Annotated in this window: 21 protein-coding genes; 11 read left to right on the top strand and 10 right to left on the bottom strand. The window is 40.3% G+C overall.

Annotated features, from left to right (window positions below):
- Positions 1-63: 63 nt before the first annotated feature.
- A complete protein-coding gene (locus C7Y70_RS07405; protein WP_099294476.1) occupies positions 64-471 on the bottom strand; it encodes a phosphate ABC transporter substrate-binding protein in 408 nt (135 codons plus the stop codon).
- A 12-nt stretch (positions 472-483) separates the two neighbouring features.
- A complete protein-coding gene (locus tag C7Y70_RS07400) occupies positions 484-1,629 on the bottom strand; it encodes a porin (RefSeq protein ID WP_135474065.1) in 1,146 nt (381 codons plus the stop codon).
- Positions 1,630-1,928: 299 nt separating this feature from the next.
- Here C7Y70_RS07400 and C7Y70_RS07395 point away from each other — a divergent pair, with 299 nt between their 5' ends.
- Positions 1,929-4,151 carry a TonB-dependent receptor gene (locus tag C7Y70_RS07395; protein WP_135474063.1) on the top strand — a complete coding sequence of 741 codons (2,223 nt, stop codon included), beginning with the start codon at positions 1,929-1,931 and terminating at the stop codon, positions 4,149-4,151.
- Positions 4,152-4,239: 88 nt separating this feature from the next.
- Here the strand turns inward: C7Y70_RS07395 and C7Y70_RS07390 are convergent, their stop codons facing one another.
- Positions 4,240-4,608, bottom strand: coding sequence for a hypothetical protein (locus C7Y70_RS07390; protein WP_135474061.1), 369 nt, complete (start codon positions 4,606-4,608; stop codon positions 4,240-4,242).
- 108 nt (positions 4,609-4,716) lie between these two features.
- Between C7Y70_RS07390 and C7Y70_RS07385 the strand changes: the two genes are divergently transcribed.
- A complete protein-coding gene (locus tag C7Y70_RS07385) occupies positions 4,717-5,253 on the top strand; it encodes a GNAT family N-acetyltransferase (protein ID WP_135474059.1) in 537 nt (178 codons plus the stop codon).
- Between the two features lie 70 nt (positions 5,254-5,323).
- Positions 5,324-6,991, top strand: coding sequence for a gamma-glutamyltransferase (ggt, locus tag C7Y70_RS07380; RefSeq protein WP_135474057.1), 1,668 nt, complete (start codon positions 5,324-5,326; stop codon positions 6,989-6,991).
- 71 nt (positions 6,992-7,062) lie between these two features.
- Here ggt and C7Y70_RS07375 read toward each other — a convergent pair whose 3' ends face one another.
- Both C7Y70_RS07375 and C7Y70_RS07370 read right to left on the bottom strand, forming a co-directional pair.
- Positions 7,063-7,659, bottom strand: a complete 597-nt coding sequence (locus tag C7Y70_RS07375; RefSeq protein WP_099294488.1) for a rhomboid family intramembrane serine protease — start codon at positions 7,657-7,659, stop codon at positions 7,063-7,065.
- 95 nt (positions 7,660-7,754) lie between these two features.
- The gene (locus C7Y70_RS07370; RefSeq protein ID WP_135474055.1) at positions 7,755-8,438 is read right to left on the bottom strand and encodes a type 1 glutamine amidotransferase domain-containing protein; all 684 of its coding nucleotides are present in this window, start codon (positions 8,436-8,438) and stop codon (positions 7,755-7,757) included.
- A 400-nt stretch (positions 8,439-8,838) separates the two neighbouring features.
- Here C7Y70_RS07370 and C7Y70_RS07365 point away from each other — a divergent pair, with 400 nt between their 5' ends.
- Positions 8,839-9,762 carry a LysR family transcriptional regulator gene (locus C7Y70_RS07365; RefSeq protein WP_135474053.1) on the top strand — a complete coding sequence of 308 codons (924 nt, stop codon included), beginning with the start codon at positions 8,839-8,841 and terminating at the stop codon, positions 9,760-9,762.
- Positions 9,763-10,044: 282 nt separating this feature from the next.
- Here the strand turns inward: C7Y70_RS07365 and C7Y70_RS07355 are convergent, their stop codons facing one another.
- From C7Y70_RS07355 to C7Y70_RS07340, 4 genes are all read right to left on the bottom strand, one after another.
- On the bottom strand, positions 10,045-10,785 hold the full coding sequence (locus tag C7Y70_RS07355; protein ID WP_135474049.1) for a dienelactone hydrolase family protein: 741 nt from the start codon (positions 10,783-10,785) through the stop codon (positions 10,045-10,047).
- Positions 10,786-10,834: 49 nt separating this feature from the next.
- Complete coding sequence (locus C7Y70_RS07350; RefSeq protein WP_135474047.1) at positions 10,835-12,061, bottom strand: glycerophosphodiester phosphodiesterase family protein; 1,227 nt, start codon at positions 12,059-12,061, stop codon at positions 10,835-10,837.
- Between the two features lie 28 nt (positions 12,062-12,089).
- Positions 12,090-12,950 (bottom strand): carboxylate/amino acid/amine transporter, encoded by an 861-nt coding sequence (locus C7Y70_RS07345; protein ID WP_135474045.1) that lies wholly within the window; start codon positions 12,948-12,950, stop codon positions 12,090-12,092.
- A gap of 84 nt (positions 12,951-13,034) precedes the next feature.
- The gene (locus C7Y70_RS07340) at positions 13,035-15,167 is read right to left on the bottom strand and encodes a M3 family metallopeptidase (protein WP_135474043.1); all 2,133 of its coding nucleotides are present in this window, start codon (positions 15,165-15,167) and stop codon (positions 13,035-13,037) included.
- A gap of 414 nt (positions 15,168-15,581) precedes the next feature.
- On the opposite strand from C7Y70_RS07340, the gene C7Y70_RS07335 reads away from it, so the two are divergent.
- Positions 15,582-16,451, top strand: coding sequence for a mechanosensitive ion channel domain-containing protein (locus C7Y70_RS07335; RefSeq protein WP_135474041.1), 870 nt, complete (start codon positions 15,582-15,584; stop codon positions 16,449-16,451).
- 207 nt (positions 16,452-16,658) lie between these two features.
- On the top strand, positions 16,659-18,293 hold the full coding sequence (locus C7Y70_RS07330; protein WP_135474039.1) for a methyl-accepting chemotaxis protein: 1,635 nt from the start codon (positions 16,659-16,661) through the stop codon (positions 18,291-18,293).
- 162 nt (positions 18,294-18,455) lie between these two features.
- On the opposite strand, the gene C7Y70_RS07325 is transcribed toward C7Y70_RS07330, so the two are convergent.
- Positions 18,456-19,010 carry a DUF308 domain-containing protein gene (locus C7Y70_RS07325; protein WP_245321408.1) on the bottom strand — a complete coding sequence of 185 codons (555 nt, stop codon included), beginning with the start codon at positions 19,008-19,010 and terminating at the stop codon, positions 18,456-18,458.
- 342 nt (positions 19,011-19,352) lie between these two features.
- Between C7Y70_RS07325 and C7Y70_RS07320 the strand changes: the two genes are divergently transcribed.
- The 5 genes from C7Y70_RS07320 (at position 19,353) to C7Y70_RS07300 (ending at position 25,786) form a co-directional block, all read left to right on the top strand.
- Positions 19,353-21,041 carry a mechanosensitive ion channel family protein gene (locus C7Y70_RS07320; RefSeq protein WP_135474037.1) on the top strand — a complete coding sequence of 563 codons (1,689 nt, stop codon included), beginning with the start codon at positions 19,353-19,355 and terminating at the stop codon, positions 21,039-21,041.
- Positions 21,042-21,399: 358 nt separating this feature from the next.
- Entirely contained in the window at positions 21,400-23,679 is a 2,280-nt protein-coding gene (locus C7Y70_RS07315; protein ID WP_135474035.1) for a TonB-dependent receptor, read from the top strand.
- A gap of 110 nt (positions 23,680-23,789) precedes the next feature.
- Positions 23,790-24,089 carry a hypothetical protein gene (locus C7Y70_RS07310; RefSeq protein ID WP_135474033.1) on the top strand — a complete coding sequence of 100 codons (300 nt, stop codon included), beginning with the start codon at positions 23,790-23,792 and terminating at the stop codon, positions 24,087-24,089.
- A 143-nt stretch (positions 24,090-24,232) separates the two neighbouring features.
- Positions 24,233-24,889 (top strand): HAD family phosphatase, encoded by a 657-nt coding sequence (locus C7Y70_RS07305; RefSeq protein ID WP_135474031.1) that lies wholly within the window; start codon positions 24,233-24,235, stop codon positions 24,887-24,889.
- 30 nt (positions 24,890-24,919) lie between these two features.
- Positions 24,920-25,786, top strand: a complete 867-nt coding sequence (locus tag C7Y70_RS07300) for a DNA ligase (RefSeq protein ID WP_135474029.1) — start codon at positions 24,920-24,922, stop codon at positions 25,784-25,786.
- Positions 25,787-25,828 lie beyond the last annotated feature (42 nt).

Here is a 25,828-nt window from a genome sequence, read left to right as displayed (position 1 = left end):
TTTATCAGTGTAATAATAAAAAACCACCTAAGCCTAGGTGGTTTTTTGATAGGGTAACGTTATTTAAAATTTACCGACAACTTTTACGTTATCAGTGATTTTTGCGCTATCAATATAGCCTATGGCATCGGTGTTGCTACTGACAAAATCAATAACAGCTTGATCGTTGCTTAGCTTTTCTGGCGGTGTGCCTTTGCCTGTAAATACCAACTTTGACCAATACGCATTTAATTGGCTACCGGACTTACCGACCACTTTATCGTTAAATTCATCTGCAACGCTATTGCCATCCTGATTAACTGGGTTCACTTTTACCCCGTCATCGAAAGATTTACTTTTACCTAGGTAGATCTTTTTAATGGCATTTGCATCCAGTTGATTTGAATTTGCAGGGTTTACGATCACTGCAACTTCCGCAAACGTGTTTAATGAGCAAACAGTTAATGCTGTGGCTAAAAATAATTTTCTCATCATAAACTCCAATTAAAATATCAAATCGACAGCAACGGCAACAACATCGGTCTCTGTATCAGTGATATCGTCTTTAAAGCGGCTGAAATCTACTTTGAATGCAGCTGATGGATGGAAGTTATAACGCGTGCCAATTGTGTATACGTTACTTTTCGCTTTTGATCCTTCTAGTACTTGGTTAATACCTTGATTCAAAGGAGGAACAGCAGTGAGGGCATTGTAGCGGCTGCTATCATGTTCATCATCGTTATTTTCATAAGTGAAGTGAACAGTCCACTCATCCATGCGATAACCTACAGAGGTGTAGTATTGAGTTTGTTTAGCTAATGCGCTGTTATCTACTTCAAACTCAGTGTATTCGGCATCAAATAAAATATCGTTATAATCAACAGAGAAACCAATCGCAAAGAATGAACCATTGTCTTCATCAATAGCAATATCATTTGCTTGCTCAGCGAAGCCTGCACCACGCAAGGTTTGCTCTAAATTATTAAGGGCTATGCCAGTATCAGTATCATTTTCAATAGCAATAGATGTATCTGCAACAAAGTATGCTGCGCGTGCACTGAACCAGTCATAACTTAGGGTCCAGTTGATACCAGCAATGTCGTTAAGTTCAGTATCACCATTAACAGATACAACTGCAATGGTGCCATCATAGCCACCATAAATAGCTTGTACTGTAGAATCCCAATCACCCAGAGTTGAGGTATGTAACAGACTTAAGCCTTCGTATGTTGAAAAAGGAATGTTATAAACAGACTGCGGTGGCCTAATCCAACGATAGGCGTAACCTACATCTAAGAAATCCGAATAACGATAAAAGGGCACGCGCATTTTACCTGCACTGAGTTGCAGCTCATCGGTAAATTCGTATGTTAAATAAGCCCATTCGAACTCAGCATCAAAGTCATTTTCGCCACGGGCGACAATTTGCGCTGTTGCGCTTAGTTTGTCTTGCAAGTCAGCAGATAGCTGAAGTGCAAATACGCTCTCATTTTTAAAGGAGATGTCATTATCATACCCATATAGGGTCGCATCATCATCCATTGTTTTACCACCAACAATTGAGGCAAAACCGTTGATGCGCACCTCCGCAAAAGAAGCTGCTGATGTAAGAGCACCACATAGTGCAATAGCAATAGGAAGTTTTTTCATTGTGTATCCTAAGTATTTAAAGATAGGTTGATTTCAAAGACATTTTAGTCGTAAAAGAGCAAGTTAGCGATGAAAAACCAAAAAGAAAGTCAAATGCCTTAAATAGGTAAGATATTTTGCTTATAAGAATTTTTTGATATAGGTTTTTAAATTAATTCAGCTTAGCTGCGTTAATTATACCATTTTTCACAAAAGTGAAATATAATACCCCTCCAGAGGTAAGATACTTAATTAAGTGTCTTTTTTTATGCCTGAAATTTACTAGGCACTTCCACACACGGTACCCTTTGGAGAATACATTGAAAATACGCCACCTATCTCAGTTAAGTATTGCCATGCTTACGGCTTTTGCTGCACCTAGTTACGCACAAGATGAAAAAACCACTGCAAAGCAGGATGCTTTTGAAAAAATAGAAGTCACAGCTCGTAAGCGCACAGAAAGCATTTTTGAGTCTCCAACAGCCGTTACATCAATCGGTGAAAATTTGATTGATAAAGCTAATATGAGCAACTTAGAAGATATTGGTAAATACGTACCCAATTTAAATATTACGCGCTATGGGGTAGGTAATGCTGCTCATGCATCGGTATTTATTCGCGGTATTGGTTTGCAAGATCACATCATCACTACTGATCCTGGTGTAGGTGTATACCTTGATGGCGTTTACTTAGGCCGTCAAATGGGCTCTAACTTGTCATTGCCAAATATTGAGCGTGTAGAAGTGTTACGTGGACCACAAGGGACATTGTATGGCCGTAATACACTTGGTGGGGCTGTTAACATTATAACTAAACAACCAGGTGATGAAGGCATTGCAACGACGACTGCTAAAGTAGGTTCTCGTGGACGTATAGCTGGCGATGTATATTTTAATAACTCGTTGACAGATGAGCTTAGTATGTCAGCTAGTGCATCTTACAAACAACGTGATGGCGTAGGTAAGGCGATTAACTTAGCTAATCCAGAAAAAGAAATTGGCGAAGAACAGGAAACCAGTGGTCGTGTTGCGATTAAATGGCAACCAACTACAGATTTTTCACTGGTAGTCTCATTAGATGCCGTTGATAATGAGTCAGGACAATCACCTTATACAATTGAGCTTACAACGCCGTTAGATGCTTCTAACCCTGGTAACGGTGATTTCCCACTTCTTACAGCTGATATGCTGCCAAAAGACCCTGATGACTTAGCTACGACTGTAGCAGGCATTGAATCTACTTCTTATTCTGGTTGGGGAACATCAGTCTCTGCGCAATGGGATATTAATAACGAGTACACAGCTAAATTTATTTCAAGCTACCGCACATCAGAATACGAAGGTGGGCTAGATGATGATGCTGTTGCACTTAATTTATCTGAATTCCCTGAAGAAGGTGGTGCAGATCAATATTCATTTGAAATCCAACTAAATGGCACATTTGCTGATATGGACTTCGTATCGGGTCTTTATTACTTTAATGAGGACGGGTTCACAAGCTCAGGCCCATTTGTATTTAGTCCATGGAACACACCTAATGGTTTGTTAAATGATGGTGTAACCCCTTCATTTGGTGACTATGGTTATTTTGATGTAAACCAAGAAACTAATTCATACGCAGCGTATATTAACGCCAGCTATGACCTTTCTGACGCGCTGAGCGTTGGTGGTGGTTTGCGCTACTCAAAAGATGAAAAAGAAGCCAATGCTTTATTCCCAAGTTTCCCTGAGCGTAAATTTGTCTCAGCTGACTTTGATGCCATAACATGGGATGTAAACGCATCTTACCGTTTAGATAATGGTTTGAATGTGTATGGTCAAGTTCAAAAAGGGTATCAAACGGGTGGTTTCCCACCACGCCCATTTGGTGGTCCTGATCAGTTTGTATCGTTTGATGAGACAAAAGCCATTAACTATGAGTTGGGCTTAAAAGGCCAAGTTCATGAAGATGTATCTATGATGCTAGCAGTATTTGTTACTGACTATACTGACTTGGCGTTACCGTTTTCTGACCCTACTGCCGGTGGTGGTTTTGTAACTATTGTTGAGAATGCAGGTCAATCTAAAGCTCAAGGTATAGAGTTAGAGACTACTGTTGCAGTAACAGATGATTTTACAATTCGCAGTGCTGTGGGTTATTTAGACTCTGAAATCACTAAAGTAGATGAAGGTGTACAAGGTATTGGCAAAGGCGATTCGCCTGCACTTACACCGCGTTGGACTGTGATGGTTGCGCCTTCTTACTTCATTGACTTAGACAATGGCGCTACGGTTGCGTTAAACGCCAACTACTCTTATCGCAGTGATATGCAAGGCCAGTCAGTTTATAATCAAAGCGAGCAAATTGACTCGCGTGAACTGGTTGGGTTTAATATTTCATATTTGAATGCCTATGGCGATATGGAAGTAACCTTATACGGTGAAAATGTACTTAATGAAGTTTATGATGTAGGCCGTTTACAGCAATCTGGTTTCGTGGGTGTTATGCGTAGTAACGACCGCAGTGAGTTTGGTATTAAGTTTAAAAAAGATTTTGAGCTTTAATTAAGCGCCTTTAAATAAGAAGGGTAAGGTTTAAAGCCTTACCCTTCTTATTATCAAACAGTGCTTACAAAAAGTTGCTGGCTGGCAGCTAGTTGTTTTTTTCTTGCTCGCGTTTTTCACGCGCTTCTTTTAGTTCATCGGCAAGTTCTTGTGCCTTTTGTTTAGTCTTTTCAGTTAACTCGCCTGCGGCTTCTTTACTTTCTAGCCATGCATCGAGGGCAATTTCTTTGCCGTCATCAAACATATCTAGGCCAAGCTTTTTACTTTCGTTGAGTAACTCATTCAATGAATCCCCTTTAAACTCATTGGTCGACTCTTTAACTTCATTCCAGGCATCATCAAGCGCTTTTTTCATTTCAGCTTTCGCTTCGGCAGCGTCTTCTTTAACTTCCTTAGCATCTTCACAACCAAACAGTAAAACTGAACTTACTAAAACTAAACTGGCTAATTTTTTCATATTTGTTCTCTATTAAATTATTTTGTTTCTATTAACTACATTGTTAAGTAAAGTCATTATAGTCAAAATAGGTAGTGTTAAAGTCAGTAATAATATACAGGGGATAATATGAATGTACCTCGAACAACAAGGCTAGATTTCAAATTAATGGATGAACATGATGCACCGCTATTATTTGAATTAGACAGCGACCCTCAAGTGATGAAGTATTTATCGCGCGGTAAAGTTACCTCCATGCAAACGATAAAGGACGTATTTATTCCCCGTATGCAAGCGTATCGTAATGTTGAGATGGGGTGGGGGTTATGGCAGGTTAATATTACACAACAAAATGAATTCATTGGCTGGGTGCTTGTAAGGCCGATGGACTTTTTTACTGAATCGCCTAATTATAATGACATTGAAATTGGTTGGCGCTTTAAACGCTCGAGCTGGGGTAAGGGGTATGCTAGTGAAGCGGCTATTGCAATTGCTAACTTAATTGCTCTAAAACCCCAAGTGCATGCTATTAGTGCTACAGCGTTAAAAGACAATCTGGCTTCAATTAAAGTTATGGGAAAACTAGCAATGACATTTATTAAAGATTATACCCATGTTGATGAACAAGGTGAGTTACCGGCTGTGCTATATCAAAAAAGGGTTTAATTGTGGTTTGCCTAAAATTAGTGCAGCATGGATAAATAATAAAAACAGTAGTTAATAAAAGGAGTGACCTATGTTTGTAAGTGCCAAGTATCTAGTGCTTTTTAGTTTTATTGTAATACAACTTAATTTGACACTTTTCGCAGTAGAAAAAACGAACCAGGCTGCAGTTGCTATGCCTGATAGCTATAGCAGCGATGCTGCTCGAGCAATACTAGAGCAAGGTGGCAATGCCGTTGATGCTGCAATCGCCGCGCAGTTTGTGCTTGCGGTGACCTTACCCGAAGCCGGAAACATAGGTGGCGGTGGTTTTATGCTGATACATAAAGAGGGCTCAAGTGACTTTATTGATTATCGTGAAACAGCTCCAAGCGCAGCACATCGCGATATGTATCTAGATGAGCAAGGCAATGTTATTAAGAATCGTTCTGTGTATGGTATTCATGCCAGCGGTGTGCCTGGCAGTGTTGCAGGTATGTGGCTTGCTCATAAAAAACACGGCACACTTGATTGGCAAAGCTTAGTTGACCCTGCGGTTAAGTTGGCCGAGCATGGCTTTATTGTCCATCCAAAGCTTGCTAGTAGTATTGAGCGCTACATTGCTCGTATGGCTAAAAAAGATGTCTCAATCAATTTTGCTGATTACTTTGCCAACGCTAAAGCAAACAAAAACTTTAAACAACCAGAGCTCGCAGCTACCCTAAAGCGCATTCGCGATAAGGGTAAAGCCGGGTTTTATGAAGGTGAAACCGCTAAAATCATCGCCGATTTTATGGCGCAACATGGCGGTATAATTACCCAAGCAGATTTAAAAGGCTATCAAGCAAAATCACGTACTCCTATTAAAGCCAGCTGGAATGGCTATGAAGTATTAACGTCTCCGCCGCCAAGCTCTGGTGGTATTGCAATTTTACAATGGTTAAAAATGTATGAGCTGACTAAGCCAGACATTGGTTTTGAGCATAATTCAACCGCATATATTCATTTACTGGCTGAAATAGGTAAACGTGTTTTTGCAGATAGAGCAGAGTACTTGGGTGATCCTGATTTTTTTGAAGTGCCAAAACGTGAACTAATAGCGACAAAGTACTTGAAAGCACGTGTTGGCACGATTGAGGCTAATAAAATATCAACCACTGAGAGCATTAAACCAGGCTTACATGAAAGCGAACAAACGACTCATTTTTCAATCGTTGATAAATTTGGCAATGCAGTGTCTAACACCACAACGATTAACTTAAGCTTTGGCAGTGGAGTAGTGGTTGCTGGTGCAGGCTTTTTACTTAACGATGAAATGGATGACTTTAGCGCCAAGCCAGGGGTAATGAATGTGTTTGGCGCGCTTGGAGGTAAAGCAAACGAAATTCAGCCACATAAACGTATGCTTAGCTCGATGACGCCAACAATCTTACTTAAAAACAATAAAGTCAAAATGGTTACAGGCTCACCTGGTGGAACGACGATCATTAGCTCAGTGTATGAATCGATTTTAAATATGGTTGAATTTAATATGAGTGCTGATGATGTTGTAAATAGCCCTCGATTTCATCACCAGCTATGGCCTAAAAATGTGATTCGCCATCACAGCGGTTTAGCTACTGATGTTATCAGCGCACTTGAAAAAATGGGTTACACATTAAATGAGCGCCGCTTTGGTGATATGCATGTTGTGATTGAGAAAGAGGGTAAGTTGCAGGCTGCTTCAGAGGCTTCAGGGCGTGGCAAAGCCATGGTATTTTAAATCAGCAGGGCGTGTGCAATAGTCATTTTTGGTAGCAGTATTGGCTGCTACCATTTTAGTTACTTAGAGCGTTAGCGTTTAAAGGTTAAAGACACTTTATCTTTTTTCGCTAAGTAGTAGCCGATTAACACACCTGCTATGGCACCAAAGAGGTGACTTTCGAACGAAACATGAGGACGTTGAGGCAGCACACCCCAGATAAATCCACTATACAAAAATACCACGACAACGCTAATAACAATTGCTTTGAAGGAGCGAAGCATAAGACCATAGCAAATTAAAAAGCCCCATAAGCCATACAATACGCCACTTAGCCCAACATGAATATTGCCACGGCCAAATAACCAAACCAGCAAACCACCGCCTAAGGCTGTAAAAATAAACACCAACCAAAATCGCTTAATACTGTATTGGCAAACTAACCAGCCAAGTACTGCAAAGGGAATTAAATTACTTATTAAGTGTGCCCAACCACCATGTAAGAAGGGGGCGAAAAAGATTCCAGTCAAACCACTAAGGCTGCGTGGGTATATACCTAAACCATTTAGGTTTATACCAGGCAAGCTATTAACAACTTGTAATACAGTACACAGTAAAATAATGCCGATGAGGGTAAAGCGCTTACTGCTCAGAGGGGGAATGCGAGATGAGTTGCTATTGCTTGGCATAGATAAACTTAATTAAAATAACATTTACCTGAGTATACCTAGCTTAAGGTTGTATTGAAAAGCCTTGCATTAGAGCAAGGCTTTAAAATGAATAGTTAACCTAATTTGGTTAATAGCTTCTTAGCGGCCAGCTCAGAACTTGCTGGGTTTTGACCTGTGATCACAAGGCCGTCTTCTAGTGCAAGTACACCCCAATCATCCGTTTTTTGATAATCGCCACCTTTTTTAATTAGCTCGTCTTCGACTAGAAATGGCACAATGTCAGTAAGTTGTACTGCTGCTTCTTCTGTATTACTAAAGCCTGTTACTTTTTTACCTGCAACTAATGCATTACCGTCTGTATCTTTAATATTTAAAAATGCAGCGCTCGCATGGCAAACCGCGGCAACAGGTTTTTGCTGCTGAATAAAGTTCTCAATTAAGTTAATTGAGTCAGCGTTATCAACTAAATCCCATAGCGGGCCATGGCCGCCTGGGTAAAATACTGCATCAAAATCGCTGGCGTTTACTTCGCTTAAAATTTGGGTGTTAGCCATCAATATTTTTGCTGCACTGTCGTTGTCATAACGTTTAGTGGCATCCGTTTCAAAGTCGGCTAGTGTACTTGTCGGATCAATAGGTGGCTGACCACCTTCAGGTGATGCCAAGGTTACTTCTGCACCCGCATCGATAAAGGCATAATAAGGGGCTGCGAATTCTTCTACCCAAAACCCTGTTTTTTCACCTGTATTGCCTAAATCAGCATGTGAAGTAAGAACCATAAGTATTTTTTTAGCCATAACGATATTCCTTCTGATGAAATGAATTTTAATCTGTTAATTACTATATGCGCGAGGGTGAGCTTAAACAACGATGATAAATTTAACTTTATTGATTTAAAAATTGATACAGTATACCCAAACCACCTCAAGATGCAGAATTCAGCGTTTCACAGGGGCTTAATATCAAGGCGTTACTTTGCAAGAATGGCAGTCCCTTTTAAGAAGTAACAACGATGAGAGTAAGTCTCTGTGGAACGCCCAAAGGGTTGGTTTAAAAGCGATTTATACTGCGTTATTGATTTTAACAATAGAACCACTATTACTTGCAATCAATGCCTTGCCTAAATCGCTTTTAATTCCAACGACGCTCGCATTTTGAGGTAGTTTGGGTATAAATGAGTTTAAAGTTGGAGTGACTATGAAAGTTTCGTTTGAACAATTAAAAAGTATGGTGGTTTTTGCACAAATTGTTGAGCAAGGCAGCTTAACGGCTGCGGCAAAACAGTTAGGTTTAACCCGCGCTGTGGCGAGCTATCATTTAAAAAAACTCGAAACTCAACTCGAAGTGAGTTTGCTAAATCGCTCGACACGGACCATGGCATTAACAGAAGCGGGGATTGCCTATTATGAGCGTTGCCGGGTTATTACAGAGCAAGCGAATGCTGCAAACTTACAAATAGAAAACATTAAAAATGAGCCTCAGGGATTATTAAAAATAAGCTGCCCCGTAAATGTTGGCATGCAACTGATAGTACCGGCTATTAATGACTTTAAACGCCAATACCCAAAAATCGATATCGACTTACAGTTAAGCGATGAAGTTATTGATATTATTAAAGGTGGGTTTGATTTTGCTATACGAGGCGTGGCTCTTGATGATTCAAACCTACAGGCAACCAAGCTGACTGTAATGAGCACGTGTATTTGTGGCTCGCCAGATTACTTTGCTCACTTTGGTAAGCCTAAAACGCCGGAGCAACTAAAAGCACATAAATGGGTGGTGTATCAGCTCGGGAGCAAAACACTGACATTACAAAAAGACGGCAAAAAATACAGTGTAATTATGCAAGGAGGGTTAAGTACCAATAATGCCGCAGCACGTACCGCGTTTGTTGAAGCTGGGCACGGCATTGGACGAATTCCTCTTTATGATGCTTGGCCTAAAGTACAAGCTGGTTTATTAGAGATAGTGTTAGATGATTATAAAAGCAAAGATATAGAGCTTTATGGCGTATTTCCGCCCGGCGGTGCAGGGTCTAAGAAGTTACGCCTCTTTATTGATTACCTTAAAAATTACTTTGTAAAAAAGCACACCGCTTTGGGTATGCTTAAAAGTAACTAACGCAGTAGCCGATTGCTTAAAATAAGTATACCCAAGCCACCTCAAGATGCAGAATTCAGCGTTTCACAGGGGCTTAATATCAAGGCGTTACTTTGCAAGAATGGCAGTCCCTTTTAAGAAGTAACAACGATGAGAGTAAGTCTCTGTGGAACGCCCAACGGGTTGGTTTAAAAGCGATTTATACTGCGTTATTGATTTTAACAATAGAACCACTATTACTTGCAATCAATGCCTTGCCTAAATCGCTTTTAATTCCAACTGAAACTCGCATCTTGAGGTGGTTTAGGTATACAAAATACGACTAAATAATGCCACCGCTTGCTGATACATCGCAATTGCAAGAGCAGGGTCGTAACGCGCCCCTTCGTCGCGCATAAAAGCGTGTTGTGCATTCACTTCTTGCCATTGATAGTTGATATTAGTAGCCACTGCTTGTTGGTAGATTTTATTGCGGCCTTCCTGTGGCACATGCGGGTCTTGCTTACCCCAAATAAAGTGAATTTCACCTTGAATGTCAGCCATACGTTCGAACGAATTATTGCCTGTCGCTGCTGGTAGGGTATCGCTGTGAATATCGGTAGCATATAAGCAAAAGGCTGCTTTAATTGCTGGGTTTAGTGCAGCTCTATAAGCTAAATGCCCACCAATACAGACACCCATAGCGCCCACAGAGCCAGTACAATAATCTTGTGTTTGCGCAAAATCGATTAACGCTTGGGTGTCACTGTCATGAGATTCAAGTGGCTTTGCCCATTTATCAGCGTTGCCTTTGTCTTTACCTTCATCGTCGTATGCAAGCACAGTTCCTAAAGGGTTTAACTCATGAAACACTTCTGGCACTAATACCACAAAGCCGTGACCTGCTAAAAGTGCAGCGCTGCGTGCAATTGGGGCAGTTTGTTGGAAAATCTCAGAGTAAAAAATGATTGCCGGAAACTTACCATCGGCTTGAGGGCGATAAACACTAGTACGCATAGTACCTGTTGCTGTTTCGATATCATGGCTTTGATGCTGAATAATCATAATGCGCCTTTAGAGGGAAAATTAGCTTATCATAGCAAAGCATTACGCATTACTCACTGTTTGCCATATTCATACAACTGGCATAATAACTCACCGTTGCAGGCCAATCTGAAAATATAGCTATTACGCCCACATCTTGAGCTAATACATCAACCACCTTCATCATATCGCCATCGTTATTAATTGCATGTTTTATTGATTGATAGTAATAGCCACCACCGTTATCAAGTGGGCCAGAGCGTTCGAGGCTCCATGCTATAAGTTTAAGTCCTGCGGCTTTAGCGGAAGTAGCGTAAAGGGATGGCGCAATCTGTTTGTTGTTATCAACAGTTAATAGCATCCAAATCGGTGGAGCAAGAATACGTATGCCGTCATTATAGAGCTCAGTCATACTTGGTTGCCAAGTAGCAGGGTTGTTTGGGTCAAAATTAGTTGTTTCGTCGCGACCATCCAAGTACACGCTGTTATTTGCAAATTCAGGATTATTGTTTATCCAATACTTTACGTCATCAAGATTAAATGACTGGGGAAAAACATGTTCACTCGGCACATTTTGTTCTGCGTATTCATCCAGCACTTTTTGCGCATACTGGGCTTGCGTAAAGCCATTAAACGGCATTGGTACTTGCGGTGATTTTAGCTCTGGGGTCATTTTTACGCCCAGCTGCTTGAATAGGGCAATGCTTTGTTTATGGCTCATTAGTGTGCCATTACTTGCGTATAAATCAGTGCGCCAACTAGGCGTACCATTCAAATACTCAGCGATTGTGGTGGCTTGGTTATTGGCGCCGTCCATTTTACCTTTCAGTGTTAAAAACTCAGCGAGGGTAATATCACTGGTACAGCATTTTACTTGAGCTGGTTGGCCGCTCTTTGCAGGCTGAAATGGCACGGTGCATTTTGCGGCTAGTTCCGGCACGGCTAAAATATTAGTGGTGGTATGTAAATCACATTGAGAGTGGCGACACACCAGTTCTTTATCTTTGGTAAAAGCTACATCGCACTCTAAAACACCCGCGCCCATTCGCGCTGCTGCGACATAAGACTCTTTAGTATGTTCAGGGTATTGCATCGGTGCACCACGATGACCAATGGAAAAGTCTGTTTTGTAAAAAGGGCCTTCGCTGCATGCTTGCAGTTGTGTTTTTAACTCACTTGCTGGCATCTTGTTAATAAGATAATAGGGCCTAGAGCCCACTTGAACATTTGAGCCTTGCGGTGTGTGACTACAGGCACTCAATAATAGTATCAAAGATGTACAAATCAGTAATTTCATAAAACCCTCACAATTAACTAATGACAGTCTAGGCTTTATTTGTGGCATTTCTATTAAGGTACTGATTTAAAAGCAGTGCTAACACAATAATGGCGCCGCCAATACTGAGCTTTATAAGGTCGGCTTCGCGATTCCAAATTATAACATTAACCAAAATCCCGGCGGGAATGAGTAAGTTATTCATCACTGCTAAGCCGCCAACGTTAACCTGAGTTGCCCCTTTGTTCCATGCAAAATAACCAAAGCCAGAGGCAATTGCGCCCAAGTAAATAAGAATTCCCCATTGGGTGCTGGTGGTGGGAAGTTTGCTGGTATCACCAAATAGAGCAAAACATACACATGCAACAATTAGTGCGCCAACAAAAAACCAACCAAACACAGTACGTTGTGGTAGCTCACTGCCAGCCATTAAGCGTTTGTAGGTGACTTGCCCGGTGGCAAAGCAAATATTTGCAGCTTGAACCAGTAATAGCCCTGTAACAAAATGCTCATCAATACCTTGATAGCGAATAGCCACCGCTCCGGCAATTGCCAACAGTGCGACAAACAAATATTGGGGGTTAAAGCGCCGTTCAAGTACATCGTTTAACAGTGCGATATATAAAGGTGTCATTACAGTAAAGAGTAATACTTCGGGCACGCTGAGGTATAAAAAAGAGTGGTAATAAAAGCCATACATGGCACCTAGTTGTACTGCGCCAATTAGCATGAGCTTTGTAATGACTACCTTGGGTATGGCTGTAAACTTTAAAAACGGTAAAAATACTAATGTTGCTAAGGCTACACGCATTAACACGCTAAACCATGCATCAACCTGGCCTGCCAAATACACGCCGATTAAACTAAACGAAAAAGCCCAAAGTAGGGTAGTTGTGAAAAGGTAGGTCATGATTTTACATCAGTAATTTTAAAGCCTTACTATAACAAAAAGCCCGCAACAGTGTGCGGGCTTTATTGCAAAATTAAGTAGTTATTATTCTACTAAACCACGGCGCTTAAGTAATGCGTCTGTAGTTGGCTTTTGACCACGGAACTCAATGTAGCTTTGCATTAAGTCACGGCTGTTACCTTTTGATAAAATTTCTTTACGGAAGTTATCACCGTTTTCACGAGTAAGGCCGCCTTGCTCAGTCATATGAGCAAATGCATCAGCTGCAAATACTTCAGTCCAAAGGTAGGCGTAGTAACCCGCTGAATAACCACCAGCAAAAGTATGGCTAAAGTAGCAAGACTTATAGCGTGGAGGTACTGGGTAATAAGCAATACCGTGCTTTTCTAGGGCCTCGTGTTCAAACTTTTGAACATCATTGATTTCAGTGTCAGAACCAAATGAGTGCCACTCCATATCAAGTAATGCGGCTGCTAAATACTCAGTTGTACCAAAACCTTGGTTAAAGTTTTGTGACTCTAGTACTTTATCTAGTAGCTCTTTTGGAATCGGCTCACCCGTTTTGTAGTGTTTAGCGTAGTTCGCAAGCACTGTTGGTTCAATATTCCAATCTTCGTGAGCTTGTGACGGGAACTCAACAAAGTCACGTGCGGTTGCAGTACCTGCAAGGCTTGGGTATTTAACGTCTGAGAATAAACCGTGCGCTGCATGGCCAAATTCATGGAACATGGTCGTTACTTCAGAGAAGGTCATTAAGGTTGGCTGACCTTCTGCAGGCTTAGGAATATTTTGCGCGTTATAAATAACTGGTTTTGTGCCTTTTAAGCCACTTTGGCCAACGTATGCACTCATCCATGCACCGCCACGTTTACCTTCACGTGCATATGGGTCCATATAGAACAAGCCAATTGCGCTGCCATCAGCGTCAAATACTTCAAATGCCATTACGTCTTCGTGGTAAAGCGGTAAATCTTTACGCTCTTTAAACGTAATACCGTACAGTTTTTCCATTGCGAAGAACATGCCGTCGTGGATCACAGATTGCATTTCAAAGTATGGCTTAACTAGCGCTGGATCTAAGTCATATTTAGCTTGGCGAACTTTTTCTGAATAAAATGCCCAGTCCCAAGGTTGTAAAGCAAAAGTTTCACCTGATGCATCAATTACTTTTTGAATTTCAGCCGCTTCAGCTTTCGCTTTGTTAACAGCTTTTGGCGCTAAGTCATCAAGTATGCCGTATACATTCTCAGTGGTTTTAGCCATTCTGGTAGTCATTACATAGGATGCCCAGTCTTTATAACCTAACAACTCCGCTTTTTGTGCGCGTAAGTTGGTTTCTTTGATGATGATAGGGCCATTTGTATCTTGTGCACGTGTTGCAGATGCTTTGAAAATGCGCTCACGTAGTTTACGGTTTTCTAGGCTGCTTAAAATTGGCTGCTGAGTGGTGTTCACAAGCGTGATCATGTAACCTTCTTTGCCTGCTTTTTTAGCGGCAGCGGCTAAGCTCTCTATATGTCCTTCAGATAGGCCAGCAAGTTCACTTTTATCTGTTACTAGAATCACATCTTCTTTAAATGACTTTAAAACATTTTGTGAGAAAGCCGTTGATAATTTTGCAAGTTCCGCGTTAATTTCACGCATCTTTGATTTTTGAGTTTCATCAAGTTTTGCGCCAGCATTGACAAACTTAGTGTAATAAAAATCGACAAGTCTTTGATCTTCTGCACTTAACTTAGCTTTGTTGTTATAAATGCTTTCAACACGTTGAAACAACGCTTTATTAAGGTAAATATCGTCTGAGTGAGCAGAAAGCACAGGAGCCATCTTCGCAGCAATACGTTGGTACTCACTATCAGAGATTAAGCCAGATAAGTTGTAAAATGCTGTTGATACTCTATCGAGTAGCTCACCTGAGAGTTCAAGTTCGACTAAAGTGTTCTTAAAAGTAGCCGGCTTAGGATTATTTGCGATGGCTGCAATTTCAGCTTTTTGCTGTGTAATACCTGCATCGAATACAGGTTCATAGTCTTTAGTGCCAAACTTATCAAATTCTGGCGCCATATATTGTAGTGGGCTTGGCTTCATCAAAACGTTATCAACACTAACTGTTTGTACCTGCGTTGCTTGTTCAGTTGAGTCTTCAACTTGTTGTGAACTACAAGCTGATAATAGTAAAGCGCTAGCAATAGTGCTAGCGATGAGAGATTTGCGCATAAAAGCTCCAATATAAGAATAAGCCTTAAAGTGTGACAAAGGCATTAACCAACTAACTTAGCAAATTTTAGATTATATACAATTAAGTTTATCGAAATAATGAGTCAGTTGGGCGCAAAATAGGAGTTTTAGGCATAAAAATAGCCGTCTTGTGCAAAAAGTAGCTTAAATTTGATTGTTTTCATAATGTCGTTTTCTATCGTACATTCTAAATATGATGTGTTTGATATGATCACAGAGCTGATTGTCATACCTATTTGCAAAGAGTTTTTTCAAATTCGTTAAAAGATGCATTAACACAAAAAATTAACGCTTTTTCAATAAATGCCATAATGACCTTAGCAATAATGTATTTTAAACGTATTATGGCTTTATTAGAGTTATTCACGCTGAATTACGCCCATTTGGACCACTATGAACCTAGATCAAATTACTTACTATTTAACTTATGTACTGTTCACTTACGGTGATGTCAGTATTACCGTATCTAAAATAATCCAAGTACCCCTTATATTATTTGCAATGTGGTTTGTGGTCACGCGAACAGGGCGCCTAATTAAGAAGGCATTACTGGCCCAAAAAATGAGTCCTGATGCGGTACTACTATTTACGCGTATTTATTTAGTACTTTGCATTGCGATACTTGTTTTTACAACTTTAGAAGTACTGAGTATTCCTTTAACTGCATTTGCTTTTGTTTCAGGGGCTATTGCTATTGGTGTTGGTTTTGGCGCACAGAATATTATTAATAACTTTATAAGTGGTTGGATTCTGATGTGGGAACGTCCGATTAGAATTGGAGACTTCTTGGAAGTTGGAACTGCTAAAGGCGTTGTTGAAACAATAAAAACGCGATCAACACGGATCCGTCGAAACGACGGTGTTCATATGCTAGTACCAAACAGCCAGTTATTAGAAAACACAGTAACAAATTGGACTTTGATAGATCGCAATGCACGCTCTTCCGTCAGTGTTGGTGTTGCTTATGGTTCAGACGTGGTGCTGGTGGAAAAGCTAATTATGCAGGTGCTTAATGAAAACACATCAATTTTACCGGCTCCCGCAGCATCTGTGTTCTTTGATGATTTTGGTGAAAGCTCACTGGTGTTTAATGCTGTTTTTTGGGTGTGTGCTGAATCGGAGACCATGCTTAGAAAAGTCCGTAGTGATATTCGATTTAGTATTTATAAAATATTCGAAGCGCATAATGTGGTCATTTCTTTCCCACAACGCGATATTCATATTGATGGTGAAATAGCATTGACGCGCAAAAAGCATCATTGAAGCTCAAATTACGTTGTGGCGCTAACCTCGGTTACAGTTGTTTACATTTGAGGTTTATGTAAAAGGTAATAATTATCAATACATTAAAGCGTAGTCGGTTTATTTAGGTAGTTGAAAGTCTATACGGCTATTTAAATTGTTGAAGATAAAGGTACAATTCAAGTGTTAATGAGAGTTCGCTCTATGTTGTCATTACTTGGAAAAACCATGAAATTGTTAACCAACTGTTTGAATAACTTAAAAGTATCAGCAAAATTACGTCTGATAATTGCATTTGCAAGTATCATCATTTTTATCTTACAAATACACAGTGCCTATGACCTTAAAGATCATATGCTGTTAGAGCGAAAAGCCAGCGCCAAACTATTGATTAATAATCTACAAAGTCAGATTGCCGCACTACAAATTACATATGGTAATTCGCCTAAAAAACTAGAGAGTGAAATTAAACGCATTGTAGAAAGCTCTCGCTATGGTGAAAGCGGGTATTTTTTTGTATTTGACCTCAATGGAGAGATGGTACTTCATCCTATCAAACCTCAACTTAACTCCTTATCAATGACGCAACACGAAAAGCCATTTATTGCGACTGCGTTTACTAAATTTGTTAACACTGCTAAAGCGTATAACAATGGGTTTGTCTATTATCAGTGGCCTAAGCCAGGTTCAACAGAGCTCGAACAGAAGTCTTCATTTGTACAGCGCTTAAACTATGGGCAATGGGTGATTGGCACTGGGATATATTTAGATGACATAGAGTCAGAATTTACAGAAATGCTTATAGTTAGCGTAATAAGCACATTGGGTTATGTTTTACTATTGGTCATTTTGGCTTCTTTGGTGGCGCGTAATATTACTAAACCTCTGGCAAAGCTAACATTATCCATGAATGACATAGCAGCGACAAAAGATTTAACTATTGTTTTAAAAAGCCATGGTAAAGATGAGCTATCCAGTATGGCGCGTGCTTTTAATGCAATGAATCACGACTTCAAAGGGGTATTGAATATTATCAGTAATAATACCAGTACGCTCGCATCCCAAGCTGAAGAGTTGGCTTGTGTAACAAGTCAGATACAAGTAGGAATTATCGAACAAAAGCAGCAAACAATGCAGGTTGCAAACAATATTGAAGAGCTTAGCTCACAAGCTCTCTCTGTTACTAACCAGACAGAGCAAAGCTTAAACACCACACAAAAAGTTGAAATGCTCAGCAAGCAAGGTCTAGAGCATGTTGCAGATAATCTCAATTCAATTACTCAAGTTGCTCACAATGTAGAGCAAGCGCAATCTGTAGTACTAGAATTACAGGCCGCATCAGAACATATTGGTGATATTTTAAATGTGATTAAGCAAGTCGCGGAACAAACCAATCTACTTGCGTTAAATGCGGCGATAGAAGCGGCTAGGGCTGGTGAACAAGGGCGAGGTTTTGCTGTGGTTGCTGATGAAGTACGCACACTGGCTAAACGCACCCAAGACTCAACAGGCAGTATTGAAGCTATGATTGAGCAATTACAGACCCGTGTACAGGTTACTGTTGAACAAATGCTACAAGCACAAAACGCAACGCAGGAAGGTCTAAAAATAAGCCAAAAATGTACACATACTTTGCAAAGTATCGATGAGGCCGTACTAGTGCTATTTACTATTAATGAAGAAATAGCGCAAGCGACCAGCGAACAGCAAACCGCTGTAACAAACATCAGTCACAATGTGTCTGAGATCGCAGCCATTGCTGAACAAACACAGTTGGGGGCTAAGCATACGCATCAATCAAGTGAGCAACTGAGTGAAATGTCTCAGCAATTAAATGGGTTAGTTGCTGAATTTAAGTTATAGATAATTGGCTTGGGTATTTACCTTAACTATTTCAATCGTTGAGCTTTTCACAGGCGCTTACTCTTATGCTTATTACTTCCTATAATAGGTGTTAATACAGCTTAAGTTTAAGCCCCTGTGACATACACAATTGAGCACCTTTAGGTGTGTGGGTATAAGGGATCAATTAACGTGTGTTGCGAGCTTTTTTAATTTGAGCGAAAAGCCCATTATCAAAGTACCAAAAACAACAGCATACGTTGCAACTAGCCAAAGCAAAGTATGAATACCGGCGCTGGGGTTAAAAACCAAGTACAAGCCAAAAACAACCGAAATGACACCAGTAATAATTAAAAACCACTCCCCAGTTATCTCAGCTCTAAGCTTAATGGCAACAAGTATTTCAACAGCGCCTATCGTAATGGCCCACGCTGCAACATAATAAAGTAACAGTATGGCTGTGACATTTGGAGCAAATAAAGTGACTGCCCCTGCAATGAAAGATAAAACCCCTCCGATTAATAACCAGCGCCAATATGGGTTATGTTGTTTTGAACTCCATGCAACCCACGTTCTTAGTAAGCCGTCAAATAAAAAGTATCCAGCAAAAAAGAGCAACAGAATATTGAGCGATGCCTCAGGAGCAAACCAAGTAATAACACCCAAAACAGTCGCAATCAGGCCCCGAATAAAAAGCATTGACCAATTTTTTGAAAGTGTATTTGTTAAATTCATCATATACCTCAAAGGTAGGTGGGCGATGTATCCCTTATATTTGAAAAGCTACGTTAGCGTGTACCATCATCTTGGTCAAATAACTTGCGTAAATAACGATAGCCAATTTGATTAAAACAATGATTAACTTTTAAATAATCGTATAGCCTCTTATAGTTAACCTAAACTCTGAATAATAGACCTATCTCCAGCGGCTACGTTCAACGCTACCTGTGTTGAATTTACTTGCAATAGGCCAATTATTGACGAGTATATTCGCTTTGTTACCGTTAAAAGCCTCAGGCTGGAGACGGATAAATACATTTGCTACTTAAAGGCTACTTTTAAAATACCAAGGATAAATGAATGGCTGAGAACGTGAGGGGTGGTTGCTTAAATTGGGTAATGATGATTCTGCTTGCCAGTTTAAGTATTGGTGTTTTTGCAGAGCCTGTAATTACCGTAAAATCAATCATGGATAATGAGGACAAAGAGAAGACACAAACAACGTCCCCCTCACAGCCTAAAGACCTATCAGCAGCTCATAAAACAAGCACTGAACAAGCCATGGAATCGAGCTCGTTATACTATGATGAGTTTCATCGATTAACACCACGCTCTGCAATGCAAGCTTACTTTAAAGCAGCACGGGCACGAAACTTTGAATTAGCGGCTAAATATTTAGATGTACGTAATTTGCCCCTAAACGTGCAAAGTATTTCACCAGCACTTTTAGCTGAAGACTTATTATTGGTTTTAGACCGAACTGTATGGGTTGATATAGACACATTAAGCCAAAGCCCAGAAGGAAAACAAAATGAAGGTGTACCCGATTACCGAGATTTGGTCGCACAAATCCCGACTTCAATTGGCCCTATCCAAATTCTTTTACAACGTGTTCCAGGAAATAATGGGAGTCCTCGCATTTGGAAAATCTCAAATGCGACAGTAAGTAAAATCCCATTTTTGATTGAAGAGTTTGGTTACAACGCTGTGGGAGAGTGGTTATATAGACACTTGCCTCAAGCTGAATTATTAGGAGTGATGTTGTGGCAGTGGGTATATTTTACAGCAACTTTTTTAGGATTCGTGTTTTTTGCAGTGCTTATAACACGCATTATTGCTGCAATTATACACCGATTAAGCGTTCATACATCTGCGGATATACTCGCCTTTATCAAAGGACCCATTTGCTTATTAATGGCTGTTATTTTGGCACGTACATTTAATGATAAAGCTAATGTAACACTCGCAGTTGTTGCTATCTCCCAGGGGGCAACCGTTTTAATAATTGCATGGGTTTGGGTGTTTATACGTGCTGTCGACATACTAAAACATCGTTTAGCTGATCGATTTATAATGCAGGACAAGCCTCAGGCAGTTTATTTGTTGCGTCCAATGAGTAATGTTTTCAAAGTTATCATTATGATTATGGCGATTTTAATCTGGTTTGAAAATCTAGGCTTTAATGCAACCACATTGATTGCGGGTCTAGGGATTGGTGGTTTGGCTATTGCGCTGGCCGCACAAAAAACAGTTGAAAATATTATTGGTGCAATTACGCTTTATATTTCAGCCCCAGTAAAAATTGGTAGCTTGTGCAAGTTTGATAATCATATTGGCACTATTGAAGAAATTGGTTTGAGGGCAACGCGGATCCGAACACTCGAACGCTCAGTTGTTTATGTCGCAAACGCTAAATTTGTCGATATGCAACTGGAAAATATTTCTGAGCGAGAGCGTATTTCTTATCGACCCAATTTAATGCTGAGTGCCAAAACGCAGAAGGACGATCTGCATGCCTTCATAACAGCATTCAAACAGTTATTGACTGAACATGAAGAGATATGTAATGAGCCCTGTCGAGTAAAATTTAAGGGATTTACGCCATGGGCATTACAAGTCGATGTATTGAGTTATGTAAATACTACCGATTTTAATAAGTATCTAGACGTCATAGAAGAACTAAACCTAGCCATTATTTGTTTACTTAATAAACATAATTGCGAACTTGCGAGTCCAGAGTTCGTAAACCCAAGTGGTGACCTAAAATAAAAACTGAAATAATAACCATTACCAACTCTGTGCTTTCGCTACAATTTTTGCAATTATTTAATACAGGACATATGTCCGCTAAAGTGTGAAATATTTGCATAAATGAGTCTAAAAGTCGTCATGTTGTTGCTAAAAGTTGTAAAAAACTTGTTTTTTTATACGTATTAATGCAGTAAAAGTGTCATGAAGTGCTATAATATCGTCCGTTCGATCAGCCTCTTTACTTCGTTTTGCACTCTCGACTAAGAGGTCCGCGCAGATTATTCAAGGCGCGAAAAATTGATTGAGCCCGCCGAGTGAATTTGGCGCAACACCTTAACCGTTGAACAAGAGTGCATTAAAAAGGCTAAACCCCAACATGAAAGCAATGAAAAGATCTACGTTAGCAACCCTTATTAATGCAACGTTGTTCTCTGCAGTAGCAGGTACTTCATTTTCAAGCGCAGCAGAAGACGCCCCCGCTGCAGATAAAAACAACCAATTAGAAGTTATTCAAATTACCGCACGTAAACGTGTAGAGAATGCGCAGGAAGTTCCTGTTGCAGCATCTGCATTGCAAGGTGACGGGTTAGAAGCAGCAAGCTCTGCTGGTATGGATATTCGCTTTTTAAATGCGAAGATCCCAAGTTTAACCGTTGAATCTTCGTTTGGTCGTTCATTCCCACGCTTTTATGTTCGTGGTCTTGGTAACTCAGATTTCGATTTGAACTCATCACAACCAGTCTCTTTAGTGGTAGATGAAATTGTTCAAGAAAGCCCTATTTTAAAAGGTTTCCCTGTATTTGATACGGGGCGAGTTGAAGTTCTTCGTGGACCTCAAGGAACGTTGTTTGGTCGTAATACACCGGCTGGCTTAGTTAAAATTGACTCTGCACGCCCAACACAAGATTTTGAAGGCTATGCGGCTTTATCTTATGGTTCATTCAATTCAATTGATTTTGAAGGTGCTGTAAGTGGTGGGTTAACAGATAACGTATCTGCTCGTGTATCTTTATTACGTCAAGAGCGTGATGATTATATTGATAACCGTTTAGCTGGTAATGAAATTGATGACGCAACGGGTGGTTATCAAGAAACAGCTGCTCGTGTACAATTTTTATATGAAAAAGATGACCTAAGTGCACTATTTAATTATCACACACGTGATTTAAATGGTAAGCCAATTGTCTTTCATGCAAACGCGATTGAAGCAGGTACGAACAAACCACGTGCTGGCTTTGACCCAGAAGTTATTTATCAAGATTCAGTACAGTTCGCGACGCAAAATGTTGAATCACAAGGCGCAAGTTTAAAAGTTGAATATGACTTTAATGCTCATACCTTAACCTCAATCAGCGGCTGGGAAAGTGCAGAAATTTACTCTCGCGCGGATGTTGATGGTGGTTTTGGTTGTGGTAACACATTTGTTCCTGGTTGCCCAACTCCAGAGATGGGGCCTGGTTTTATATTCTTAGCATCAGAAACGGCAGATGCTTTACCTGATCATAATCAATACACGCAAGAGTTACGTTTATCGAGTGACTTTGCTGGTGATTTTAACTATCAAGTTGGTGCTTTTTATTATAATGAAGAGCAAGTTATCGAAACTTATGGTTATGATGGTCTAGGCGCCAATTTCTTAACGGGTTACGTACGTCAAGATCAAGAAACGACTGCTTGGGCAGTATTTGCCTCAAGTGAATATCAGTTATCTGATAAGTTAGAAATCACTGCAGGTTTACGTTATTCAGATGATAAGCGTGACTTTACTGCATCACGTTATGCATCACCTGAGTCAACTACCGCTAACCTAACTAAGTCTGTGGCACCAGAAGACAGCCATGTATCATGGGATTTAGCAGCAGCTTATAAATATTCTGATGATATTAACTTATTTGTTCGTGCAGCGAATGGTTTCCGTGCACCAAGTGTTCAAGGCCGTATTCTGTTTAGCGATGATGTAACGGTTGCTGACTCTGAAACAATTAACTCTATTGAAGCAGGTATCAAGTCAGATGTACTTGATGGTAGTGGTCGTATTAATGCGACTGTTTTTTACTATCAAATGGATGACCAGCAACTAACCGCTGTTGGTGGTGATGCTGGTAACACTGCACGCTTACTTAACGCTGATAAAACAGTAGGTTATGGTTTTGAAGTTGATACTCAATGGGTATTATCTGATAACTTTGACGCAACATTCAACTTTAGTTACAACAATACTGAGTTGCAGGATGATGCATTATTTTCGCAAGGTTGTTTTGCATGTACTATAACAGACCCTTCGACTGACCAAGGTTTTAGCCTTGATGGTAACAGCTTACCTCACGCACCAGAGTGGATTGCTAACTTTACTTTACGTTACACACAAGAGCTAGGTGACGGTGAGTTTTATGCTTACACTGATTGGTCTTACCGCAGTGAAATTGACTTTTTCTTATATGAATCAGTTGAATTTACTGGTGAAGCCCTACTTGAAGGTGGCGTGCGCACTGGCTATAAATGGTTCTCGGGCGATTATGAGTATGAAGTAGCAGCCTTTGCTCGTAACATAACTGATGAGCAAGTATTCATCGGCGGTGTTGATTTTAGTAATAACTCAGCAATCGTAAACGAACCGCGCTTTATTGGCGCAGAGTTTAAAGTTAACTTCTTTTAAGGTTAACTAATTACAATAAAACCCGCTTTTAAAGCGGGTTTTTTCATTTCTATTGCTAGTTTATACTGCTAAAGTAGCCCTCATTAACTGATAAAGAAAAGAGACAAATAATGGCTGGATTTTGGAACTACCGTGTAATTTTTTGTGAAGCGACCAAAGATGAAGCAGCGCAATATCAAATTCATGAAGTTGAATATAACCTAAATGGTAAAGTAACAAACTGGTCTGAAACCGGTGCGGCACCATTTGGTAATACTGTTGAAGAATTGCAAGCCGATAGTGATCGGTTAAAAACGGCGTTTGAAAAACCGGTGCTTAAAGTGGTTCGTAAAGAGCGCGGTTATGAATTGGTCGATGTGGAAACTGGCGAAGAAGCATTTGCTGAGCCGCCTGCTGGCCTCGTAGGATAATTTATCAATTATAAAAGGTGCCGAGTGCGCCTTTTTTTAGCGCTTTAAATAACCTGAGCTCTGGATAATAAATATATTTGTGATTTAATATCAATACACTAGTACATCTCTTAACCAGAGTTCAGGTTCAATAAGGAATGACGATGACTTTACAGGCAATACTATTTGATATGGACGGCACCTTGGTTGACTCTGAAAGTGTGCATTTTAATTGCTGGAATGACATTTTAGCCGAGTATGGTATTCGCTATGAAGAAGAGGAGTTTTGTCAGCATTTTTCAGGTAAAGCGACCGTAGAAGCGGCCAAAGAAGTCGTTGCATATTATAACTTAGCAATTACACCACAAGCACTTGCACAACGTAAGTATGATTATTTTAGTGAATTTGTCACAACTCACTTGCCACCACTTATGCCATTTGCAAAAGAAACCTTGCTCGCGGTTAAAAAAAGTGGTTTAAAGATGGCGTTAGTTACAGGCAGTGCAAGGGATGAAGCCCTACCTATTCTTAAAGGGTATGGCTTTTATGAACTGTTTGACTGTGTAGTAACGAAGGATGATGTTGCAAACCCAAAGCCTGCTGGCGATCCTTATTTATTAGCACTGCAAACACTTGCAATTAAACCTGCGAATGCCGTTGCGGTTGAAGATACCCATACCGGTGTAACAGCTGCTTTTAATGCAGAGCTCGCTGTGGTAGCGGTGCCTAATAAGCATACCTTAAATCATGATCTCAGCAAAGCGACTGCACAGCTCGTCGATTTACAAGAGTTTTTGCAATGGGTACAAAATAAACTATAGTTTGCGTATCTACTTTGTAAGGATACGACGATGAAAAAAGGATTTTATACCTTATTATATTTATGGCTATTTATACTGCCCTTAACTGGTTTAGCCCAAAGTGCTGATGAGGGAAGTGTTACGCCACGTGTTCAGCTTGCAAAAGTGTATGATAAAAGCAGCACAGTGGATGTGTCTGAATACTTAGTGAGTGAAAAGTTTGATGGCGTGAGGGCCATTTGGACTGGTGCTGAGTTTGTCACGCGAAATGGTAATTCAATTAAACCACCTCGCTGGTTTAGCCGTGTTTTGCCTCAAGTGTGGCTCGATGGTGAGCTTTGGACAAAGCATAATGACTTTGCGGCTTTAAGTGGCATTGTGCGCACAGCCAATCCAGCCGACAGTGAGTGGCAAAGGGTGACGTTTCGTATTTTTGATATGCCCGATCAGACAAATCCTTTTAGTATTCGCTACAAAAATTACCAACAGTTAGTTAGAGCAATTAACAAGCCGCATATTATTGGGGTAGAACAGCACCAGTTTTTGTCAAACCAAGCTCTCACCGCCTTTTTTGAACGAATAACTAAACGCGGTGGTGAAGGGGTGATGCTGCATCTTGCAAGCGCTAAACATCAAAGTGGTCGCTCTTCAGCGTTGTTAAAACTTAAGCCATATTTTGACGATGAGGCAACAGTCATTGCTCATCATCCAGGCAAAGGAAAATACCATGGGATGCTTGGTGCCTTAAAAGTAAAAAATAACGCTGGGGTTACATTTAAAATAGGAACGGGCTTTAGTGATAAACAAAGGCGCCACCCGCCAGCGATTGGTGCTCTTATTACGTACAGATACCATGGCTATACAAAAAATGGTCTACCACGTTTTGCTAGCTTTTTACGTGAGCGACCGCAGGAATAACGTTTTAAAGCTGCGTTAAATGTGCTAAATTGCGCGGCCTTT

This window comes from Pseudoalteromonas sp. KS88, assembly GCF_004766475.1.
In the GTDB taxonomy this organism is placed as follows: domain Bacteria; phylum Pseudomonadota; class Gammaproteobacteria; order Enterobacterales; family Alteromonadaceae; genus Pseudoalteromonas.
This window is presented reverse-complemented; position numbering and strand designations above follow the sequence as displayed.

What these genes read in the sequence shown, in the direction of transcription:
- C7Y70_RS07405 (WP_099294476.1), bottom strand. Translation starts at nt 471, where the DNA reads ATGAGAAAATTATTTTTAGCCACAGCATTAACTGTTTGCTCATTAAAC.
- C7Y70_RS07400 (WP_135474065.1), bottom strand. Translation starts at nt 1,629, where the DNA reads ATGAAAAAACTTCCTATTGCTATTGCACTATGTGGTGCTCTTACATCA.
- C7Y70_RS07390 (WP_135474061.1), bottom strand. Translation starts at nt 4,608, where the DNA reads ATGAAAAAATTAGCCAGTTTAGTTTTAGTAAGTTCAGTTTTACTGTTT.
- C7Y70_RS07385 (WP_135474059.1), top strand. Translation starts at nt 4,717, where the DNA reads ATGAATGTACCTCGAACAACAAGGCTAGATTTCAAATTAATGGATGAA.
- ggt (WP_135474057.1), top strand. Translation starts at nt 5,324, where the DNA reads ATGTTTGTAAGTGCCAAGTATCTAGTGCTTTTTAGTTTTATTGTAATA.
- C7Y70_RS07375 (WP_099294488.1), bottom strand. Translation starts at nt 7,659, where the DNA reads ATGCCAAGCAATAGCAACTCATCTCGCATTCCCCCTCTGAGCAGTAAG.
- C7Y70_RS07370 (WP_135474055.1), bottom strand. Translation starts at nt 8,438, where the DNA reads ATGGCTAAAAAAATACTTATGGTTCTTACTTCACATGCTGATTTAGGC.
- C7Y70_RS07365 (WP_135474053.1), top strand. Translation starts at nt 8,839, where the DNA reads ATGAAAGTTTCGTTTGAACAATTAAAAAGTATGGTGGTTTTTGCACAA.
- C7Y70_RS07355 (WP_135474049.1), bottom strand. Translation starts at nt 10,785, where the DNA reads ATGATTATTCAGCATCAAAGCCATGATATCGAAACAGCAACAGGTACT.
- C7Y70_RS07350 (WP_135474047.1), bottom strand. Translation starts at nt 12,061, where the DNA reads ATGAAATTACTGATTTGTACATCTTTGATACTATTATTGAGTGCCTGT.
- C7Y70_RS07345 (WP_135474045.1), bottom strand. Translation starts at nt 12,950, where the DNA reads ATGACCTACCTTTTCACAACTACCCTACTTTGGGCTTTTTCGTTTAGT.
- C7Y70_RS07340 (WP_135474043.1), bottom strand. Translation starts at nt 15,167, where the DNA reads ATGCGCAAATCTCTCATCGCTAGCACTATTGCTAGCGCTTTACTATTA.
- C7Y70_RS07335 (WP_135474041.1), top strand. Translation starts at nt 15,582, where the DNA reads ATGAACCTAGATCAAATTACTTACTATTTAACTTATGTACTGTTCACT.
- C7Y70_RS07330 (WP_135474039.1), top strand. Translation starts at nt 16,659, where the DNA reads ATGAAATTGTTAACCAACTGTTTGAATAACTTAAAAGTATCAGCAAAA.
- C7Y70_RS07325 (WP_245321408.1), bottom strand. Translation starts at nt 19,010, where the DNA reads ATGATGAATTTAACAAATACACTTTCAAAAAATTGGTCAATGCTTTTT.
- C7Y70_RS07320 (WP_135474037.1), top strand. Translation starts at nt 19,353, where the DNA reads ATGGCTGAGAACGTGAGGGGTGGTTGCTTAAATTGGGTAATGATGATT.
- C7Y70_RS07315 (WP_135474035.1), top strand. Translation starts at nt 21,400, where the DNA reads ATGAAAGCAATGAAAAGATCTACGTTAGCAACCCTTATTAATGCAACG.
- C7Y70_RS07310 (WP_135474033.1), top strand. Translation starts at nt 23,790, where the DNA reads ATGGCTGGATTTTGGAACTACCGTGTAATTTTTTGTGAAGCGACCAAA.
- C7Y70_RS07305 (WP_135474031.1), top strand. Translation starts at nt 24,233, where the DNA reads ATGACTTTACAGGCAATACTATTTGATATGGACGGCACCTTGGTTGAC.
- C7Y70_RS07300 (WP_135474029.1), top strand. Translation starts at nt 24,920, where the DNA reads ATGAAAAAAGGATTTTATACCTTATTATATTTATGGCTATTTATACTG.